The organism is Pseudomonas sp. Q1-7 (assembly GCF_028010285.1).
GTDB lineage: Bacteria > Pseudomonadota > Gammaproteobacteria > Pseudomonadales > Pseudomonadaceae > Metapseudomonas.
Genome location: NZ_CP116304.1, coordinates 480,815 through 500,497 on the forward strand (window position 1 = coordinate 480,815; position 19,683 = coordinate 500,497).

The 19,683-nt window shown below is 65.9% G+C and carries 15 protein-coding genes and 1 pseudogene; 13 read left to right on the forward strand and 3 right to left on the reverse strand.

What is annotated here, in order from left to right:
* The first annotated feature begins 12 nt into the window (after window positions 1-12).
* The 7 genes from PJW05_RS02230 to PJW05_RS02260 all read left to right on the forward strand — a co-directional run bounded on the left by PJW05_RS02230 (window position 13) and on the right by PJW05_RS02260 (window position 9,253).
* A complete protein-coding gene (locus PJW05_RS02230; protein WP_271410321.1) occupies window positions 13-1,818 on the forward strand; it encodes a phenylacyl-CoA dehydrogenase in 1,806 nt (601 codons plus the stop codon).
* Between the two features lie 164 nt (window positions 1,819-1,982).
* Entirely contained in the window at window positions 1,983-3,275 is a 1,293-nt protein-coding gene (locus PJW05_RS02235; protein ID WP_271410322.1) for a GGDEF domain-containing protein, read from the forward strand.
* A 98-nt stretch (window positions 3,276-3,373) separates the two neighbouring features.
* The gene (locus PJW05_RS02240; protein ID WP_271410323.1) at window positions 3,374-5,167 is read left to right on the forward strand and encodes an acyl-CoA dehydrogenase C-terminal domain-containing protein; all 1,794 of its coding nucleotides are present in this window, start codon (window positions 3,374-3,376) and stop codon (window positions 5,165-5,167) included.
* Between the two features lie 184 nt (window positions 5,168-5,351).
* Window positions 5,352-7,130 carry an acyl-CoA dehydrogenase C-terminal domain-containing protein gene (locus tag PJW05_RS02245; protein ID WP_271410324.1) on the forward strand — a complete coding sequence of 593 codons (1,779 nt, stop codon included), beginning with the start codon at window positions 5,352-5,354 and terminating at the stop codon, window positions 7,128-7,130.
* 125 nt (window positions 7,131-7,255) lie between these two features.
* A complete protein-coding gene (locus tag PJW05_RS02250) occupies window positions 7,256-8,380 on the forward strand; it encodes a saccharopine dehydrogenase family protein (RefSeq protein ID WP_271410325.1) in 1,125 nt (374 codons plus the stop codon).
* Window positions 8,377-8,847 (forward strand): DUF2269 family protein, encoded by a 471-nt coding sequence (locus tag PJW05_RS02255; RefSeq protein ID WP_271410326.1) that lies wholly within the window; start codon window positions 8,377-8,379, stop codon window positions 8,845-8,847. Before PJW05_RS02250 ends, PJW05_RS02255 begins: the two co-directional genes overlap by 4 nt.
* A gap of 4 nt (window positions 8,848-8,851) precedes the next feature.
* Window positions 8,852-9,253, forward strand: a complete 402-nt coding sequence (locus tag PJW05_RS02260; RefSeq protein ID WP_271410327.1) for a DoxX-like family protein — start codon at window positions 8,852-8,854, stop codon at window positions 9,251-9,253.
* Here PJW05_RS02260 and PJW05_RS02265 read toward each other — a convergent pair.
* Window positions 9,213-9,863: an endonuclease I family protein gene (locus tag PJW05_RS02265; protein ID WP_271410328.1), complete on the reverse strand. Its 651-nt coding sequence runs from the start codon at window positions 9,861-9,863 to the stop codon at window positions 9,213-9,215. The two genes, PJW05_RS02260 and PJW05_RS02265, sit on opposite strands and share 41 nt — an antisense overlap.
* Before the next feature lie 405 nt (window positions 9,864-10,268).
* Between PJW05_RS02265 and PJW05_RS02270 the strand changes: the two are divergent.
* Window positions 10,269-10,382: pseudogene (locus tag PJW05_RS02270) on the forward strand (MOSC domain-containing protein); the annotation flags it as partial.
* A gap of 153 nt (window positions 10,383-10,535) precedes the next feature.
* Here PJW05_RS02270 and PJW05_RS02275 read toward each other — a convergent pair.
* A complete protein-coding gene (locus PJW05_RS02275; RefSeq protein ID WP_271410329.1) occupies window positions 10,536-11,330 on the reverse strand; it encodes a carbon-nitrogen hydrolase family protein in 795 nt (264 codons plus the stop codon).
* Between the two features lie 14 nt (window positions 11,331-11,344).
* The gene (locus PJW05_RS02280; RefSeq protein WP_271410330.1) at window positions 11,345-13,027 is read right to left on the reverse strand and encodes a flavin monoamine oxidase family protein; all 1,683 of its coding nucleotides are present in this window, start codon (window positions 13,025-13,027) and stop codon (window positions 11,345-11,347) included.
* A gap of 370 nt (window positions 13,028-13,397) precedes the next feature.
* Here PJW05_RS02280 and PJW05_RS02285 point away from each other — a divergent pair, with 370 nt between their 5' ends.
* The 5 genes from PJW05_RS02285 (at window position 13,398) to PJW05_RS02305 (ending at window position 19,683) form a co-directional block, all read left to right on the forward strand.
* A complete protein-coding gene (locus tag PJW05_RS02285; RefSeq protein ID WP_271410331.1) occupies window positions 13,398-15,026 on the forward strand; it encodes an APC family permease in 1,629 nt (542 codons plus the stop codon).
* Window positions 15,027-15,041: 15 nt separating this feature from the next.
* Complete coding sequence (locus tag PJW05_RS02290; RefSeq protein ID WP_271410332.1) at window positions 15,042-16,055, forward strand: Ldh family oxidoreductase; 1,014 nt, start codon at window positions 15,042-15,044, stop codon at window positions 16,053-16,055.
* A 47-nt stretch (window positions 16,056-16,102) separates the two neighbouring features.
* Entirely contained in the window at window positions 16,103-17,029 is a 927-nt protein-coding gene (locus PJW05_RS02295; protein WP_271410333.1) for a 4-hydroxyproline epimerase, read from the forward strand.
* A 58-nt stretch (window positions 17,030-17,087) separates the two neighbouring features.
* Window positions 17,088-18,035: a dihydrodipicolinate synthase family protein gene (locus PJW05_RS02300; RefSeq protein WP_271410334.1), complete on the forward strand. Its 948-nt coding sequence runs from the start codon at window positions 17,088-17,090 to the stop codon at window positions 18,033-18,035.
* Between the two features lie 70 nt (window positions 18,036-18,105).
* A complete protein-coding gene (locus PJW05_RS02305; protein WP_271410335.1) occupies window positions 18,106-19,683 on the forward strand; it encodes an aldehyde dehydrogenase (NADP(+)) in 1,578 nt (525 codons plus the stop codon).

The window sequence follows — 19,683 nt, forward strand, 5'->3', positions numbered from 1 at the left end:
AGGTTTACCGCTATGCCTGATTACAAGGCCCCCTTGCGTGATATCCGCTTCGTTCGTGACGAACTGCTCGGCTACGAAGCGCACTATCAGAGCCTGCCTGGCTGCCAGGACGCCACCCCGGACATGGTCAACGCCATCCTCGAAGAGGGTGCCAAGTTCTGCGAGCAGGTGATCGCTCCGCTGAACCGGGTGGGTGATACCGAGGGCTGCACCTGGAGCGAGACCGGTGTGAAGACCCCCACCGGCTTCAAGGAAGCCTACAAGCAGTTCGTCGAGGGCGGCTGGCCGAGCCTGGCCCATGACGTCGACCACGGCGGCCAGGGCCTGCCGGAGTCCCTGGGCCTGGCCATCAGCGAGATGGTCGGTTCGGCCAACTGGTCCTGGGGCATGTACCCCGGCCTGTCCCACGGCGCGATGAACACCCTGTCCGCCCACGGCACCGACGAGCAGAAGCACACCTACCTGACCAAGCTGGTGTCCGGCGAATGGACCGGCACCATGTGCCTGACCGAGCCGCACTGCGGTACCGACCTGGGCATGCTGCGCACCAAGGCCGAGCCCCAGGCCGACGGCTCCTACAAAGTCTCCGGCACCAAGATCTTCATCTCCGCCGGTGAGCACGACATGGCCGACAACATCGTCCACATCGTACTGGCCCGCCTGCCCGACGCACCCGCCGGCACCAAGGGCATTTCCCTGTTCATCGTGCCGAAGTTCCTGCCCACCGCCGATGGCGGCGTAGGCGAGCGCAACGCCGTGTCCTGCGGTTCCATCGAGCACAAGATGGGCATCCACGGTAACGCCACCTGCGTGATGAACTTCGACGGCGCCACCGGCTACCTGATCGGCCCGGCGAACAAGGGCCTGAACTGCATGTTCACCTTCATGAACACCGCTCGCCTGGGTACCGCGCTGCAAGGCCTGGCCCATGCCGAAGTCGGTTTCCAGGGTGGCATCAAGTACGCTCGCGAGCGTCTGCAGATGCGTTCCCTGACCGGTCCGAAAGCGCCGGACAAGGCCGCTGACCCGATCATCGTCCACCCGGACGTCCGCCGCATGCTGCTGACCATGAAGGCCTTCGCCGAAGGCAACCGCGCCATGGTCTACTTCACTGCCAAGCAGGTGGATATCGTCAAATACAGCCAGGACGAAGAGCAGAAGAAAGCCGCTGACGGCCTGCTGGCCTTCCTGACCCCCATCGCCAAGGCCTTCATGACCGAAGTGGGCTTCGAGTCCGCTTCCCACGGCATGCAGATCTACGGCGGCCACGGCTTCATCAGCGAGTGGGGCATGGAGCAGAACCTGCGCGACTGCCGCATCTCCATGATGTACGAAGGCACCACTGGCGTTCAGGCCCTCGACCTGTTGGGCCGCAAGGTCCTGATGACCCAGGGCGAGGCGCTGAAGGGCTTCACCAAGATCGTGCACAAGTTCTGCCAGGCCAACGAAGCCAACGACGCCGTCAAGGAATTCGTCGAGCCGCTGGCCAAGCTGAACAAGGAGTGGGGCGAACTGACCATGAAGGTCGGCATGGCCGCCATGAAGGATCGCGAGGAAGTCGGTGCCGCTTCGGTGGACTACCTGATGTACTCCGGTTACGCCTGCCTGGCCTACTTCTGGGCCGACATGGCTCGCCTGGCCGCCGAGAAGCTGGCCGCCGGCGAAGGCGATGCCGCCTTCTACAAGGCCAAGCTGCAGACCGCGCGCTTCTACTTCCAGCGCATCCTGCCGCGCACCCGCACCCACGTGGAAACCATGCTGTCCGGTGCCAGCAACCTGATGGACCTGGCCGAAGAAGACTTCGCCCTGGGTTACTAAGGTTCAGCGCTGCACGAAGAGCCCGCCATCCGGCGGGCTTTGTCGTTTCCGCTGTCGGTGTTGTGCAGAAGTTCGCAGTGACTGTTCGTGCGCCTGCCTCATGGCTGTGCAATCATATCGCCACCTCGATTTTTCCCCGTCTTTCGACTCCCAGGATCAGACCCGTGCGGCCTCGTGCGTCCTATCGCCTCAGCCACTTCCTGCCTCCGTTGCTGCTGGTGGTCGGGGGCGGGGTGCTGGGCTCGCTGTCCGGGATGAACGAGTTCTTCACCTCCCTGTTCAACGTGCTGCCCACCCTGCTGCTGCTGTTGGGCGGTGCCTTCTGCTCGGCCTATGGGCGGGTGCGCCAGGTGGCGCTATTGCTGGTGGTTTACCTGGCCTATTACCAGCTCGATACCCAGGTCGACCATTACCAGGCCGAGCACGTGGTGCGGGAAGACGCTGGGTTGGTGTTCCACCTCTGCAGTCTGCTGCTGCCCGTGCTCTACGGTTTGTACGGCTGCTGGGAGGAACGCACCCACCTGCTGCAGGATTTCGTCGCCCGTGGTGCGGTGCTGATCGCGGTGATCGGTGTGACGCTGGCGCTTGCCAGCAGCTACCCGGAAGCGCTACTGGGCATCATCGGCAAGGTTCATTGGCCCTGGCTGCACGGCGGCTGGATGACCCTGGTGCAGCTCGCCTACCCGGCCTTCGCCCTGGCACTGGTGGCCCTGCTGACCACCTATCTGCGCCAGCCACGCCAGCAGCACGCCGCACAGCTGCTGGGGCTGTTGGGCCTGTTGTGGATGTTGCCCAAGGTGTTCCTGCTGCCCCACGCCCTGCATGTAATGAGCAGCATGGTGATGCTCGCCCTCACCGCCTCGGTGGCTCACGAGGCCTATCAGATGGCCTTTCGTGACGAGCTTACCGGCTTGCCCGGCCGCCGCGCGCTGAACGAGCGCTTGCGACGCCTGGGCCGTAACTATGTGCTGGCGATGACCGACGTCGACCATTTCAAGAAATTCAACGACACCTACGGCCACGATGTGGGCGATCAGGTGCTGCGCCTGGTCGCCAGCCGCCTGCGCAAGGTGGGCGGGGGTGGCAAGGCCTACCGCTATGGTGGCGAGGAGTTCACCATCCTCTTCCCTGGCAAATCGGTGGAAGATTGCCTGCCGCACCTGGAGGCGGTGCGCCAGGCCATCGAGGATTACCAGATGCACCTGCGTGACTCGTCCAGCCGGCCGAAAAGCGATGACACCGGGCGCGCCAAGCGCGGTGCCGCCGGCGGGGCGACGGTTTCGGTAACCATCAGCATCGGCGTCGCCGAGCGGGATGCCGAGCAGCGCACCGCAGAAGAGGTGATCAAGGCCGCCGACCAGGCGCTCTACAACGCCAAGAGCGCCGGCCGCAACCGGGTCTTCCGGCATGGCGAGAACCGTCGTGGGGCGGTGAGGGTGAAGCGCGCCGCGGTCTGACGGGGTCGGTTATGACGCTGCATTCAGCAGCGGCAGCGTCGTTGTGAGGGGCGTGCGAGCGAAGTAGGTTCGCCGGATACCCCCCAAGGAGATCTGCCATGCCCGACTACAAGGCCCCCCTGCGCGATATCCATTTCCTCCTCGATGAAGTCTTCGACTTTCCGGCCGCCTATGCGGCCCTGGGTGCCAGCGACGCCACACCGGACATGGTTGCCGCGATCCTCGAGGAAGGCGCCAAGTTCTGCGAACAGGTGCTCTCGCCGATCAACCGATCCGGCGACGAAGAGGAGTGCCAGTGGCGCGAAGGCGTGGTGACCACACCCACGGGCTTCAAGGAAGCCTTCGCGCAGTATGTGGAAGGGGGCTGGAACGGCCTGGCGGCGGACCCGGCCTACGGTGGCCAGGGCCTGCCGCACTCCCTCGGCCTGATCATCAGCGAGATGGTGGCTTCGGCCAACCAGTCCTGGGCCATGTACCCGGGCCTGACCCACGGCGCCATGTCGGCCATCCATGCCCACGGCAGCGAAGAACAGAAACAGACCTACCTGACCCGTCTCACCGAAGGCCGCTGGACCGGCACCATGTGCCTGACCGAACCTCACTGCGGTACCGACCTCGGCATCATCAAGACTCGCGCCGTACCCCAGGCCGACGGCAGCTATGCGATCTCCGGCACCAAGATCTTCATCTCCGCCGGCGAGCACGACATGAGCGAGAACATCGTCCACCTGGTGCTGGCCAAGCTGCCCGATGCCCCTGCCGGCACCAAAGGCATTTCCCTGTTCATCGTGCCCAAGTTCCTCCCGGCGGGTGACGGCATCGGCGAGCGCAACGCGGTGGCCTGCGGGTCCATCGAACACAAGATGGGCATCAAGGCGTCGGCCACCTGCGTGATGAACTTCGACGGCGCCAAGGGCTTCCTCATCGGCGAAGCCAACAAGGGCCTGAACTGCATGTTCACCATGATGAACCATGCTCGCCTGGGCACCGGCATGCAGGGCCTCTGCCTCGGCGAAGCCAGCTACCAGGGGGCCGTGCGCTACGCCAGCGATCGCCTGCAGATGCGCGCCCTGACCGGGCCCAAGGCGCCGGACAAGGCGGCCGACCCGATCATCGTCCACCCGGACGTGCGCCGCATGCTGCTGACCATGAAGGCGTTCAACGAGGGCAACCGCGCCCTGGCTTATTTCACTGCCCAGCAACTGGACATCGCCCATCGCAGCGACAGCGCCGAACAGCGCGAGGAAGCCGAGAACCTGCTGGCCTTCCTCACGCCCATCTGCAAGGCCTTCATGACCGAATCCGGCCTGGAAGCGACCAACCTCGGCATGCAGGTGTTCGGCGGCCACGGCTACATTCGCGAATGGGGCATGGAACAGCTGGTGCGCGACTGCCGTATCGCCCCCATCTACGAAGGCACCAACGGCATCCAGGCGCTCGACCTGCTGGGCCGCAAGGTACTCGGCAGCCAGGGCAAGCTGCTGCGTGGCTTCACTCGGCTCATCCACACGTTCTGCCAGGCCCGGGCCGAGCACCCGCGACTCAAGGTCCAGGTGGCCGAACTGGCTCGGCTCAACCAGCAGTGGGGCGAACTGACCCAGAAGGTCGGCATGGCCGCCATGAAGAACCCGGACGAAGTGGGCGCCGCCGCCCTGGATTACCTGATGTATTCTGGCTACATCACCCTGGCCTGGCTCTGGCTGCGCATGGCCCTGGTGGCGGACGGCAAGCTGCAGGCCGGCGAGGGCGACGGAGCCTACTACCAGACCAAACTGGCGACCTGCGATTTCTACTTCAAGCGCCTGCTGCCGCGTACCGAGGCCCACCGGGCGGCGGTGGAGGCGGGCAGCGATTGCCTGATGCAGCTGCCGGCGGAGCACTTCTACCTGTAAACACCGATGAACGGTCTGAGGCCCGCCCCGTGCGGGCCTTTTGCCACGTATCGCAATGCGTGACTTTGTGTGGATATATGGTCACTAAATGACACTATGTCTCCAAAAAGTTGTTCATGTACACTCCGGGGCTATTCGTGAAACCGGCCCCTTGGCCGCCTGTGAGTGATTGCGAGGTTTGCACATGGCTGACTACAAAGCGCCCCTGCGCGATATGCGCTTCGTCCTCAATGAAGTCTTCGAGGTTGCCAAGCTCTGGGGCGAGCTGCCGGCCCTGGCAGAAGTAGTGGACGCCGATACCGCCTCCGCCATCCTGGAAGAGGCCGGCAAGGTCACCGGTGGCGTGATCGCCCCGCTGAACCGCAGCGGCGACGAAGAAGGCTGTCAGTGGAAGGACGGCAGTGTGACCACTCCGGCCGGTTTCCCCGCAGCCTACAAGACCTACGCCGAAGGCGGCTGGGTCGGCGTGGGCGGCGATCCGGTCTTTGGCGGCATGGGTATGCCCAAGGCGATCTCCGCCCAGGTGGAAGAGATGGTCCACTCGGCCAACATGTCCTTCGGCCTGTACCCGATGCTGACCGCCGGCGCCTGCCTGTCGCTCAACGCCCACGCCAGCGAAGAGCTGAAGGAAAAGTACCTGCCGAACATGTACGCGGGCGTTTGGGCCGGCTCCATGTGCCTGACCGAGCCCCATGCCGGCACCGACCTCGGCATCATCCGCACCAAGGCCGAACCCCAGGCCGATGGCAGCTACAAGATCAGCGGCACCAAGATCTTCATCACCGGCGGCGAACACGACCTGACCGAGAACATCATTCACCTGGTGCTGGCCAAGCTGCCGGACGCGCCGGCCGGTCCGAAGGGTATTTCCCTGTTCCTGGTGCCCAAGGTGATGGTCAATGCCGACGGCTCCCTGGGTGAGAAAAACGCCGTGTCCTGCGGCTCCATCGAACACAAGATGGGCATCAAGGCCTCCGCCACCTGCGTGATGAACTTCGACGGCGCCACCGGCTGGATCGTCGACGCGCCGAACAAAGGCCTGGCTGCCATGTTCACCATGATGAACTACGAGCGCCTGGGCGTCGGCATCCAGGGCCTGGCCGCCGGCGAGCGTTCCTACCAGAGCGCCCTGGAATACGCCCGCGAGCGCATCCAGAGCCGCGCGCCGACCGGCCCGGTGGCCAAGGACAAGGCGGCCGACCCGATCATCGTCCACCCGGACGTACGCCGCATGCTGCTGACCATGAAGGCGGCCAACGAAGGCGGCCGTGCCTTCTCCAGCTATGTCGCCATGCAGCTGGACACCGCCAAGTACAGCGAAGACCCGGTCGTGCGCAAGCGCGCCGAAGATCTGGTGGCCCTGCTCACGCCGGTGGCCAAGGCCTTCCTCACCGACCTCGGCCTGGAAACCACCGTGCATGGCCAACAGATCTTCGGCGGCCACGGCTACATCCGCGAGTGGGGCCAGGAGCAACTGGTGCGCGACGTGCGCATCGCGCAAATCTACGAAGGCACCAACGGCATCCAGGCCCTCGACCTGATGGGCCGCAAGGTGGTGGCCAGTGGTGGCGCGTTCTACGAGCAGTTCTCCAACGAGATCAAGGCGTTCGTGAGCGGTGCTTCCACCGAGCTGGCCGAGTTCACCGAGCCGCTCAAGGCCGCCGTGGCCAACCTGGACGAACTCACCGCCTGGGTGCTGGATCGCGCCAAGAACAACCCGAACGAGATCGGCGCCGCCTCGGTCGAATACCTCCACGTGTTCGGCTACACCGCCTACGCCTACATGTGGGCGCTGATGGCGCGGGCCGCCCTGGGCAAGGAAGGCCAGGACCCGTTCTACGCCAGCAAGCTCGGCACCGCGCGCTTCTACTTCGCCCGCCTGCTGCCGCGCATTCACTCCCTGACCGCCTCGGTGAAGGCCGGCAGCGAGTCGCTCTACCTGCTGGACGCCGAGCAGTTCTGATCGGCCCCCCGCAAAACATGAAGCCCCGCAGATGCGGGGCTTCTGTTTTTCTGGGGATTCTTTGGCGAAGGAAGCGCAGCCCAACGCGCTGGATTACCATGTGCCGCTACACAAGGAGGTGATAGATGGCGCGGGTGCTGATTCTCGGTGGGTACGGCAATTTCGGTAAGCGAATTGCCGAGAACTTGGGCAAGGCTCATCCGGGGCTGGAGCTTGTGATTGCCGGACGCAGCCTGGGGCGCGCGGCAAGACTCTGCGCCGAGCTGGCGCCCAGCGGAGCGGCGCGAACCCGTTTCCAACCCGCGCGGCTAGATATCGCCTCTCCCGATTTCGCCACGCAACTGGCGGCTCTCGCGCCAACCGTCGTCATTCACACCAGCGGGCCTTTTCAGGGGCAGGACTACCGTGTCCCTCGCGCCTGCATTCGCGCGGGCGCCCACTGCATCGACTTGGCCGATGGCCGCCGCTATGTCTGCGATATACGTGCGTTGGACGACGAGGCTCGGGCGCGGGATGTACTGGTTGTCAGTGGCGCCAGTTCGGTCCCGGGCCTGTCATCCACGGTAATCGACCACTTCCGTGGTGACTTCTCGCACCTCGAGTCGATCGACTTCGCCATCGCCCCCGGCAACAAGGCCGAAGTGGGAGAGGCCACCCTCAAAGGCATCCTCAGCTACACCGGCCACCCATTTCCAGTACTGATCGATGGCCATTGGCGGGCGCGCCGTGGCTGGATGGATGCGCGTCGCGTCGACTTCGGCGATCCCGTGGGACGGCGCTGGCTGGCCAATATCGACATCCCTGACCTGGAACTCTTTCCCGAGCGCTATGCCGGCGTGCGCAGCGTACGCTTCCAGGCCGGCCTCGAGCTGCCACTGCTGCACCATTGCATGGTGGCCATGGCCGCCGCGACGAAGGCGGGTCTGGTGGCCGACTGGTCGCCCTGGGCGGCGGCCATGCTGAAGGCTCGGCAGCCCTTGATGGCCTTCGGCACGGATACGGGCGGCATGCGTATCGAACTCGAAGGACGCGGGCATGACGGCCGGCCGAAGCACCTGCTCTGGACGCTCTACGCCGAGCGGGGTGTTGGTCCTTACATCCCGACGTTGTCGGCGATCATCCTGGCGAACAAGCTGCTGCGTGGCGAACTGATGGCGCGCGGCGCGATACCCTGCCTGGGGCTGTTCGACCTGGCGGACTTCGATGCGCAGGCCGCACCACTTGGCATCTATCATCGAGCCGCCCCATGAGTGCCTACCTGTTGCTGAAGTACCTCCATGTGCTCGGCGCCACCGTGCTGATCGGTACCGGCGGCGGCATCGCGTTTTTCATGCTGCTGGCGTCCCGCAGCGGCGATTCGCGCCTGATGGCCGGCACTGCGCGCCTGGTTGTCATTGCTGACTGGTTTTTCACCGCACCGGCGGTGCTGCTGCAGTTCGCCAGCGGGGTCGCGCTCATGGAGGTCACCGGCTATCGCTACGACTCGCCATGGTTCATCGCGGCACTGGCGCTGTTTCTCTTCATCGGTGCCTGTTGGTTGCCGGTGGTGGCCATTCAGTACCGTCTGCGCCGCAGCGCCGAGGCCATGGTTGCCGGGGCGTCCGACGCCGAGCTGCGCAAATGGATGCGGCGCTGGACTGCGTTAGGCATCCCGGCCTTCAGCGCCATCTTGTTGCTGCTCTGGCTGATGGTCGCCAAGCCGTTGTCGGTGGTCTGATGCCATGAATGCCTGGATGCTTGCCCGCTACTCGTTGGTCTTTCTCTGGTTGGCCACCGCCCTGGTATCGGTCAGCAGTGGCCGGGATATCGGTTACGAGGTTCTGGCGGGTGCCGGGATCCAGGGCGCCTTGGCCGATTTTTGCCTGTATGGCGGCGCAGGGTCGGATCTGTTCATCGGGCTCTGGCTCCTGAGTGGGTGGGCGCAACGGGTGTGTCTGCAAGTACAAGGCGCGGTAGTACTGCTCTACAGCCTGCTGCTCAGTCTGATCGATCCGGGTTTCTGGGGGCATCCATTCGGACCGCTGACCAAGAATCTACCCGTGCTGGCGCTGATTCTTCTGCTGTACCAGCGGGAGCGTGGCACTACGGCTGCAGTGAATCGCCCAGGGTCGGATCGTCGATAAAACGGTTGCGGTTGCCCTGCAGGGTTTCGATGCGGTTGTTCCGCGCGCGCTCGTCGTCGTCCACCGGGTCGAGGCGGTTCCACTGCTGGAACATCTGCAACTGACCGACGATGGGCAGTCCGTACTCCGTGTGCATGTAGAAGATCGCCCGGGCCACGTTGCCTTTGGCGGCGTCGCGGGGTTCCACCAACTGGTAGGCGGATTTGAAGTCGCAGTCGGCCAGCGTCGCTTGCCCGCCCTCGCCCACGTCGCCGAACAGCGCGTTGCGGCGCGCCAGTTCGATGCGCGACTGGTCCGGGTACAAGTTGTGCAGGTCGGACAGCATGTAGGGGTATTGCGGGTTGGCAACCTGGCACTGGCTGTCGGTGACGCAGCGCAGGGCACTCTTGATCTGCCTGGCACTGTACACCGGGCTGGCGCTGAGCAGGCCGCCAGGGGCGCTGAACGCCTTGCCGCAATACAGGGTGGTGCCGCCGCCGGCGTAGAGCTGTTGCCAGAAGGCCTGTTCGACAGCGGCCTTGGGGTCGGCCAGACGGTCCTGGCCACCAGCGAAAGCGAAACCGACGGCAAGGGCCGCCAGGCAGGGAAGGGCAGTAAGGACTGGGCGCATGGTCATGACCCTGGGACCGCCGTGTCGGGGCCTGTTGTTCTTGTAGGACAAAGCGAGTCTAACAATACCGCCAGGACCCAACCAAGGCCAACCGATCGCTTGCTTGGTCGTGCCGGGAGCCAGCACTAACCACGGCGCGGCTAATGACCAGATCGTGTAGGCATTGGCTTACATACACTGACGGTTATAACCCCTTCCGAGGGCTCTGGCCCGGGACTAACCTTCACAGCATTGGACGTCGCGCAGGAAGCGCACTGCAAAACAGGGATACGCCGGATTTCCGCCAGGATGGCGGTTGGATCAGGGATGTCGGTACACAGTCTGCAAGACCCCGCTTAGGCGGGGTTTTTCTTTTTCCGCGGTTCGCTTTCGTGCGGCAACCGTCTCTTACAGAAGGCCTTCCTTCGCGCCCTGCACCACTATCCGGCAGAACACTACGCCTTCCGGCGCACGCGTTTCCCTCATCTCGACTGGCAGACACCGAGCTTCGGTGAAAACCTGTCCACCTTCGGCCTCACCGGGCCCCATGCGGTGTTGACCTGAGGGGGCGGGGGGAACAGGTGTAGGAGCGATTTCAATCGCGAAAGGACCGCAATGCGGTCCCCCTGCAGAGTGGGTCGGACCTTCGGCCCGATTCGCGAATGAATTCGCTCCCACAAGGGGGGATTGGGCTCAGGCCAACGGCCCGTACAACTCCTTCCGCCGGTCCTGCAGGTAGGTGATGCGCGCCCGCGATGCTTCCAGCTTGTCGCGCTGGAGGTCGGCGTAGGCCAGGGTTTCCTCGCGGCCGCACACCGCTGCCTGGTCGCCGTCCGGTGTGCTCACGCTGGACAAGCCGCAATAGCGGATTTCGCCTTCGCCGCCGCAGTAATTGGCGTAGGCCAGGTAGCACTGGTTCTCGAAGGCACGGGCGCGCACGAGCACTTCGCAGACGAAGTCGAAGGGTTCCATATTGGCCGTCGGTACCAGCACCAGGTCGGCGCCGGCCAGGGCCAGGCGGCGGACGTTCTCGGGGAATTCCACGTCGTAACAGATCAGCAGGCCCAGCTTCCAGCCGTTGAGTTCCAGCAGCGGATACTGGTCGTTCCCGGCGCTGAACATGCCCTTGTCCAGCTCGCCGAACAGGTGGGTCTTGCGGTAGTTGCCGAGACTCGCGCCCTGGGCGTCGATCAACTGCACCGAGTTGAACAGCACGCCGTCCGCGCCGCGTTCCGGGTAGCCGTAGAGAATGGCGATGCCATGCTCGCGGGCGATCCCCGCTACCCGCTCGGCCCAGGGCCCGTCAGAGGCCTGGGCGAGGCTGGCGACCGCGTCGCGGCCGATGTTGTAGCCGCTGATGAACATCTCCGGGCTGACCAGCAGCGCCGCGCCACGGGAGGCCGCCTCGGCCGCCCGCTGCTGCAGGCGTTCGAGGTTGGCGGCCGGGTCGCGCGGCAGCGGTGGGCACTGGTAGAGGGCGATGCGCATGGGGTTCTCCTCGGTCAGTCCGGCAGGGCGATGGGGCCGAGTTCGGCGAAGCAGTCGCCCGGGCCGGGGTTGTCGGCGGGGGTGCGGCCACCGAAGTGCTTCATGATGCCCCAGACGGCGTTGAGCGAGGTCTGCACTGCGCCTTCCACCCAGGCCGGGGTCCAGGATACGTCGTCACCGGCGATGAAGATGCCGCGCTGCTCGGCGGGCATGTCGTCCTGCATGAAGTGCGCGTACATGCGCTGGTTGTAGCGGTAGTGACCCGGCAGCGCACCCTTGAAGGCGCCGAGGAAGTGCGGGTCGGATTCCCAGGAAATGGTGATGGGATCGCCGATGATGTGGCCGGCGATGTCCACGTCCGGGTAAATCTTCTTCAGCGCGTCCAGGGCCAGCTTCACGCGCTTCTCCACCGGGTGCGGGAGCATCTTCAGGGCATCGCTCATCCAGGAGTAGGACAGGCAGATCACCCCCGGCTTGTCGTCGCCGTTGTCGAACAGGTAGGTGCCCCGCGTGAGGCGGTCGGTCAGGGTCATGCTCAGGGTGTCGCGGCCGGTCTCCGGATTCTTGTCCTTCCAGAATGGGCGGTCGACCATCACGAAGGTCTTCGACGACTGCATGTAGCGGGTGCGGTCCAGGGCCATCCACATCTTCTGCGAGAAGAGCGATTCCTCGCACTCGATCTGCGTGGTCAGCAGCCAGCTCTGGCAGGTGGCGAGCACCGCCGCGTAGTGGCGGGTATCGCCCCAGTTGTCGGTCACCGCCAGGCGGCCATCGGCGGCGCGGGCGATGCGCTTCACCCCCGGGCGCGGTGCGCCGTTGTGCAGCGAGGCCAGGCTGGTGCCCGCCGGCCAGTGCGCGCATGTTTCCGGGACGTGACGCCAGATGCCCATCGGCACCTGCTGCACGCCGCCGACGACCAGGTGCTGGTTGTCGTCGCAGGCGGTCATCACCACGCGGAAGATTTCCAGCATGGAGTTGGGGAAGTCCGAGTCCCAGCCGCCGGTGCCGAAGCCCACCTGGCCGAACACCTCGCGGTGGTGGAAGGACAGCCTGGCGAAGGCCTTGGAGCTGGCGACGAAGTCGTAGAAGGTGCGGTCGTCCCACAGCGGCACCAGGGTGTTCCACAGCTCCTTCAGGCGCTTCACGTCGCGGTCGCGAATGGCCTGCTGGATGTCGCCGAAGCGGGCGCCGTCTTCCAGGGCGTCGGCCCAGGCGTCGGCCACTTCCTGGAACAGCGCCGGCAGGTCCGCCATCTTCTCGGCGTAGTAGGTCTTGCCCTCGATATCGATCACCGTGCTGCCCGACGCCGGGGTCAGCGGGTTGGGGAAGGGCTGGGTCTTCAGGCCGAGCATGTCCACGTAGTGGTAGAAGGCGGTGGAGGAGGCCGGGAAGCGCATGCCGCCCAGCTCGGCGATGATGCCGTCGGTGCCTTCGAAGGTCTGCGAGCGCAGGCGTCCGCCCATCTTCGAGGCTTCGTACACCACCGGCTTGAGGCCCAGTTTCATCAACTCGTAGGCCGCCACCAGGCCGGCGATGCCGGCGCCGACTATCGCCACTTCGGCGCCTTGCTGTTCGGCGGGAATGCTGCCCAGGCCCGACGGGTGCTGGATCCAGTCATCGAAGGCGAAGGGGAAGTCCGGACCGAAGATGGTGATGGGTTTCTTGCCGTCGGCGGGGTGGCGATCGTTGTTGTTCATGGCGGACCTTGAAGGCTTGTGGGAGAGCGGCCCTGGGGGCGCGGTAGAGCCATTCTAGGGAGCGTTGGTTTCGTCCATAAGATGCAGAGTGTCGTCATTTGGTTGGGTTGGCCTGCAAAGTGACGATAAGTGACTGCTGAGTGACGAAAGCTCTCTGCATTTCACGCCTACAGGCGCGTCCCGCGGAGAAGGGATGACGGCCGCCCGAGCTGTGCTTATTTCGTCGCGCGTACCACGGAAAGGCATCAAGCGCCCCACTGCCCCGTCCCTCCACTCTATCGCCATCGCACCGGTCTTCGAGCTCGAAGAGCCGAACGACTTCAAGTGGCACCTCACCAGCCCATCCAAAAACACACAAGAAGGCTACGCCATGTCAGGAAAGTTCAAGAAGCAACTCTCGTTGATGGACCTAACCTTTATCGGACTGGGAGCCATCTTCGGCTCCGGATGGCTGTTCGCGGCCAGTCACGTGTCCGCCATCGCCGGCCCGGCAGGGATCGTTTCCTGGTTCCTCGGCGGGTTCGCCGTGCTGTTGCTGGGCATCATCTACTGCGAGCTTGGCGCGGCGCTGCCGCGTGCCGGAGGGGTGGTGCGCTACCCGGTGTTCTCCCACGGCCCGCTGCTCGGCTACCTGATGGGGTTCATCACCCTGATCGCCTTTTCCAGCCTGGTGGCGATCGAAGTGGTCGCCTCCCGACAGTACGCGGCGGCGTGGTTTCCGGGCCTGACGAAGGCGGGTTCCAGCGATCCGACCTTCCTCGGCTGGCTCGTGCAGTTCGGCCTGCTGTGCCTGTTCTTCTGGCTCAACTACCGCAGCGTGAAGACCTTCGCCCGGGCCAACAATCTGGTCAGCGTGTTCAAGTTCATCGTGCCCCTGCTGGTGATCGGCGTGCTCTTCGGCTTCTTCAATCCAGAGAATTTCGACGTCCAGGGCTTCGCGCCCTTTGGCCTTTCCGGTATCGAGATGGCGGTGTCGGCCGGCGGGATCATCTTCGCCTACCTGGGGCTCACGCCGATCATCTCGGTGGCCAGCGAGGTGAAGAACCCGCAACGCACCATCCCCATCGCGCTGATCCTCTCGGTGCTGCTCTCCACCGCCATCTACGTGCTCCTGCAACTGGCCTTCCTCGGCGCCGTGCCCACGGAAATGCTGGCCAACGGCTGGGCCGGCATCTCCAGGGAGTTCGCCCTGCCGTACCGGGACATCGCGCTGGTCCTCGGTGTGGGTTGGCTGGCCTACCTGGTGGTGGCCGATGCGGTGGTCTCACCCAGCGGCTGCGGCAACATCTACATGAATGCCACCCCGCGGGTCGTCTATGGCTGGGCGCAAACCGGCACCTTCTTCAGAATCTTCACCCGCATCGACGAACAGTCCGGCATTCCGCGCCCGGCGCTCTGGCTGACCTTTGGCCTGTCGGTGTTCTGGACGCTGCCGTTCCCTTCCTGGGAAGCCTTGATCAACGTGGTGTCGGCTGCCCTGGTACTGAGCTACGCGGTGGCCCCGGTGACCGTCGCCGCCCTGCGTCGCAACGCCCCCGACTTGCCGCGCCCGTTCCGCGTCAGGGGCATGGGCGTGATGGGGCCGCTGTCCTTCGTCATTGCCGCGCTGATCGTCTACTGGTCGGGCTGGGGCACCGTGTCCTGGCTGCTGAGCCTGCAGATCCTGATGTTCGCGATCTACCTGCTGTGCTGGCGCTTCGTACCCCGCGAGCACCTTGGCCTGGCCCAGCAGGCGCGTTCGTCGGCGTGGCTGATCGGCTTCTACGCCATCACCCTCCTGCTTTCCTGGCTCGGCAGCTTCGGTGGCCTGGGCGTGCTCGGCCATCCGTTCGACACCCTCGCCGTGGCCGCCTGCGCGACCGGGATCTACTACTGGGGCGCGGCGACCGGCGTGCCCGCCGAACTGATCCGCCTGGGTGGCGAGGATGAAAGCGAAGAGGGCGTCGACACCGAGATCGGCCGGCAGCCCGCGCCCGCCCACACCCAGGCCTCGTCCTGAACAAGGAGTACGGACATGAGCGACCTCATCAACCTCGGCCTCGACCAGGTCCATGCACTCGCGATGCGCGCATTGACCCACAACGGCATGGGTGAAGATCACGCCCGGGCGATTGCCGAGACCATCACCCAGGGGCAGCGCGACGAGTGCCACTCCCACGGCCTCTACCGCGTGCTGGTGTGCGTGCATTCGCTGCGCTCCGGCAAGGTCGACCCCCTGGCTCAGCCGACGCTGAGCCAGCCCGCCCCGGCAATCGTCAGCGTCGATGCCCATCAGGCGTACTCGCTGCTGGCGTTCCAGAAGGGCCTGCCGAAGCTGGTGGAGCAGGCGCGTGAGCTGGGTGTCGCGGCACTGGTGATCCGCAACTGTTTCCACTTCTCCGCGCTCTGGCCGGAGGTCGAGGCCATCGCCGCGCAGGGACTCGTCGGCATCGCCATGACGCCCAGCCACGCCTGGGTTGCGCCGGAGGGCGGCCGCAAGGGCGTGTTCGGGACCAACCCGCTGGCGTTCGCCTGGCCACGCCAGGGGCGGCTGCCCTTCGTGTTCGATTTCGCCACCAGTGCGATCGCGCGCGGGGATATCGAACTGCATGCCCGCCAGGGCAAACCCATTCCCCTGGGCTGGGGCCTGGACGCCGATGGCCTGCCGACCACCGATGCGCGCGCCGTGCTGGAGGGGGCCATGCAGACATTCGGCGGCCACAAGGGATCGGCGCTTGCCGCCATGATCGAACTGCTGGCCGGTGCACTGATCGGCGACCTGACCAGCGCCGAATCCCTGGCCTTCGACGCCGGCGCCGGCGCCACGCCCCGCCATGGCGAGCTGCTGCTGGCCTTCGATCCGGCACGCTTCCTCGGCGACGCGTGGGAAGAGGGCCAGCGGCGCGCCGAGAAGATGTTCGCCGCCATCACCGACCAGGGCGCGCGCCTTCCCTCGGAACGTCGCTTCACCGCACGCCAACGCAGCGAGCGCGAAGGCGTCTGGGTGGAGCGGGCTTTGCTGGACGACATCCAACGGCTGATGGCCTAGGCCTTGCCGCACCGAATCTTCCCCCTGCCCACCCAATGGACCAGCCAATGAAACGCATCCATGTCATCGACTCCCACACCGGCGGCGAGCCCACTCGCCTGGTGATGAAAGGCTTTCCCGAGCTGGCCGGCAGCACCATGGCCGAGCGGCGCGATGCGCTGCGCGAGCGGCATGACCACTGGCGGCGTGCCTGCCTGCTCGAACCGCGGGGCAACGACGTGCTGGTGGGTGCCCTGTACTGTCCGCCGGTATCGCCGGGTGCCACCTGCGGCGTGATCTTCTTCAACAACACCGGCTACCTCGGCATGTGTGGTCACGGCACCATCGGCCTGGTGGCGTCCCTGCATCACCTGGGGCTGGCCGGTCCGGGCGAACACCGGATCGACACCCCGGTCGGCACGGTCAGCGCCACCTTGCACGAAGACGGCCGCGTGACCATCGGCAATGTGCCGGCCTACCGCTACCGCCGGCAGGTGGCCGTCGAGGTCCCCGGGCACGGTCGTGTCCTTGGCGATATCGCCTGGGGCGGCAACTGGTTCTTCCTGATTGCCGAACATGGCCAGCGGCTGCGGCTCGACAATGTCGAGGCGCTGTCGGCATTCACCTGGGCGACGCTCAAGGCTCTGGAGGCACAAGGCATCCGCGGCGAGGGCGGGGCCCTGATCGATCATGTCGAACTGTTCAGCGACGACGACCAGGCCGATAGCCGCAACTTCGTCATGTGCCCGGGCAAGGCCTACGACCGCTCGCCCTGCGGTACCGGAACCAGCGCCAAGCTGGCGTGCCTGGCGGCCGATGGCGTCCTGGCCGCGGGCGAGACCTGGACACAGGCCAGCATCACCGGCAGCCGATTCGAAGGCCATTACGCGTGGGAGGGCGAACGTATTCGCCCCTTCATTACCGGGCGCGCCTTCCTGACTGCCGACAGCACGCTGCTCATCGACGAGCAGGACCCCTTCGCGTGGGGCATCTGAGCCGCCCCGCGCCTTTCCTTCCCTTGCATCCGAATCACTGCGCCAAGGAGCCAGAACAATGAACGACAACATCTTCACCGGCTGCATTCCCGCCCTGATGACGCCCTGCACCGCCGAACGCAAACCGGATTTCGACGCCCTGGTCGCCAAGGGGCGCGAACTGATCGATATCGGCATGAGCGCGGTGGTGTACTGCGGCTCCATGGGCGACTGGCCGCTGCTCTCCGAAGCCCAGCGCCAGGAAGGCGTGGCCCGCCTGGTGGCGGCCGGCGTCCCCACCATCGTCGGCACCGGTGCGGTGAATACCCGTGAGGCGGTTTCCCACGCGGCCCACGCCGCCAGGGTGGGCGCCCAGGGCTTGATGGTGATTCCGCGCCTGCTTTCCCGCGCCGCGTCGCCGGCCGCGCAGAAAGCGCACTTCTCCGCCATCCTCGAAGCCGCCCCGGCCTTGCCGGCGGTGATCTACAACAGCCCCTACTACGGCTTTTCCACGCGCGCCGAGCTGTTCTTCGAACTGCGCCGCCGGTTCCCCAGCCTGATCGGTTTCAAGGAATTCGGCGGGGCCGCTGCAATGCGCTACGCGGCCGAGCACATCACCTCCCAGGACGAGGGCGTCATCCTCATGGCCGGTGTCGATACCCAGGTGTTCCACGGCTTCGTCAACTGCAACGCCACCGGTGCCATCACCGGCATCGGCAACGTGCTGCCGCGCGAGGTGCTGCAACTGGTGGCCCTGAGCAAGCAGGCCGCCCAGGGCGATGCCCGGGCCCGACGCCTGGCCGGCGAGCTGGATGCGGCGCTGACCGTGCTCTCGTCCTTCGACGAGGGCTGCGACCTGGTGCTCTTCTACAAATACCTGATGGTGCTCAACGGCGATCAGGAATACAGCCTGCACTTCAACGAAACCGACGTGCTCAGCGATTCCCAGCGCCGCTACGCCGAGAACCAGTACGCGCTGTTCCGTCAGTGGTACGCCAACTGGTCGGCGCAGTTGAACATCGCCTGATCCCCATCTGCCCCGGGGCGGCGCGTCTTTTGACCGCCCCGGGGCCCACCTCGCACATTCAGGAAGCACCATGACACTGACAGGCAAGATGCTGATCGGCCAGCAGGCGGTAGCCGGTGATCGCGAGGCGATCCGCGGCCTCGATCCCGCCACCGGCAACCGCCTCGAACCTCCCTATGCCGGTGGCGGCGACGCGCAGGTGAACCAGGCCTGTGCCCTGGCCTGGGCCGCCTTCGACAGCTATCGGGAAACCTCCCTGGCGAGCCGCGCCGGATTCCTCGAGGTCATTGCCGACGAGATCGAAGGCCTGGGCGATGCCCTGATCGAGCGCGCCATGGCCGAGACCGGCCTGCCGAGGCCGCGTATCCAGGGCGAGCGCGGTCGCACCTGCCAGCAGCTCCGCACCTTTGCCCGTACCGTGCGGGCGGGCGAGTGGCTGGACGTACGGATCGATACAGCCCTGCCCGAACGCCAGCCCCAGGCGCGCCCGGACCTGCGCCAGCGCCAGGTGCCCCTGGGGCCCGTGGCGGTGTTCGGTGCCAGCAACTTTCCCCTGGCCTTCTCCGTCGCCGGCGGCGACACCGCCTCGGCGCTGGCGGCCGGCTGTCCCGTGGTGGTCAAGGCCCACAGCGCCCATCCCGGCACCAGCGAGCTGGTAGGGCGGGCCGTGGCTCGCGCCGCGCAGCGCTGCGCAATGCCCGAGGGCGTGTTTTCGCTGCTGTTCGGTTCTGGCCATGAAGTAGGCATCGCCCTGGTCAGCCACCCGCACATCAAGGCGGTGGGCTTCACCGGCTCGCGTCGGGGTGGCCTGGCCCTGTGCCGAGCGGCCCAAGCCCGGCCGGAGCCCGTTCCGGTGTATGCGGAGATGAGTTCGCTCAATCCGGTGTTCCTGTTTCCCGCGGCCTTGCAGGCACGGGGGGAGGCGCTGGCGCAGGGGTTCGTCGCGTCGCTGACCCAGGGCGCCGGCCAGTTCTGTACCAATCCGGGCCTGGTGGTCGCGCGGCAAGGCGCGCCACTGGATGCCTTCGTCGCGGCGGCCGCCGGGCACCTGAACGGCAGCCCCGCGCAGACCATGCTCACTCCGGGGATATATGAGGCCTTCACGGCGGGCGCCGACGCGTTGGCCCGGCACGCCCAGGTACAACGGGTGGCGTCCGGATTGCCGGGCGACGGCCCCAATCGCGGCCAGGCGCAGCTGTTCGTCACCCAGGCTGAAGCCTTTCTGGCCGACCCGGCCCTGCAGGCGGAGGTCTTCGGTGCGGCCTCGCTGATCGTGCAATGCCGCGACGACGCGCAGATGCGCCAGATCGCCGAACAGTTGGAAGGCCAGCTCACCGCGACCCTGCATCTGGACGATGCCGATCTTGACAGTGCCAGGGCCTTGCTGCCGACCCTGGAGCGCAAGGCGGGTCGCCTGTTGGTCAATGGTTGGCCGACGGGGGTCGAAGTCTGCGACGCCATGGTTCACGGCGGGCCATTCCCGGCCACCTCCGACCCGCGCAGCACCTCGGTCGGCACCGCCGCCATCCGGCGCTTTCTGCGCCCGGTCTGCTATCAGGACTTCCCGGACAGTCTGCTGCCCGCCGCGCTCGGGCAGGGCAATCCGCTGCGCCTGCGCCGTCTGCTCGATGGCGAGAGAGAGGCCTGA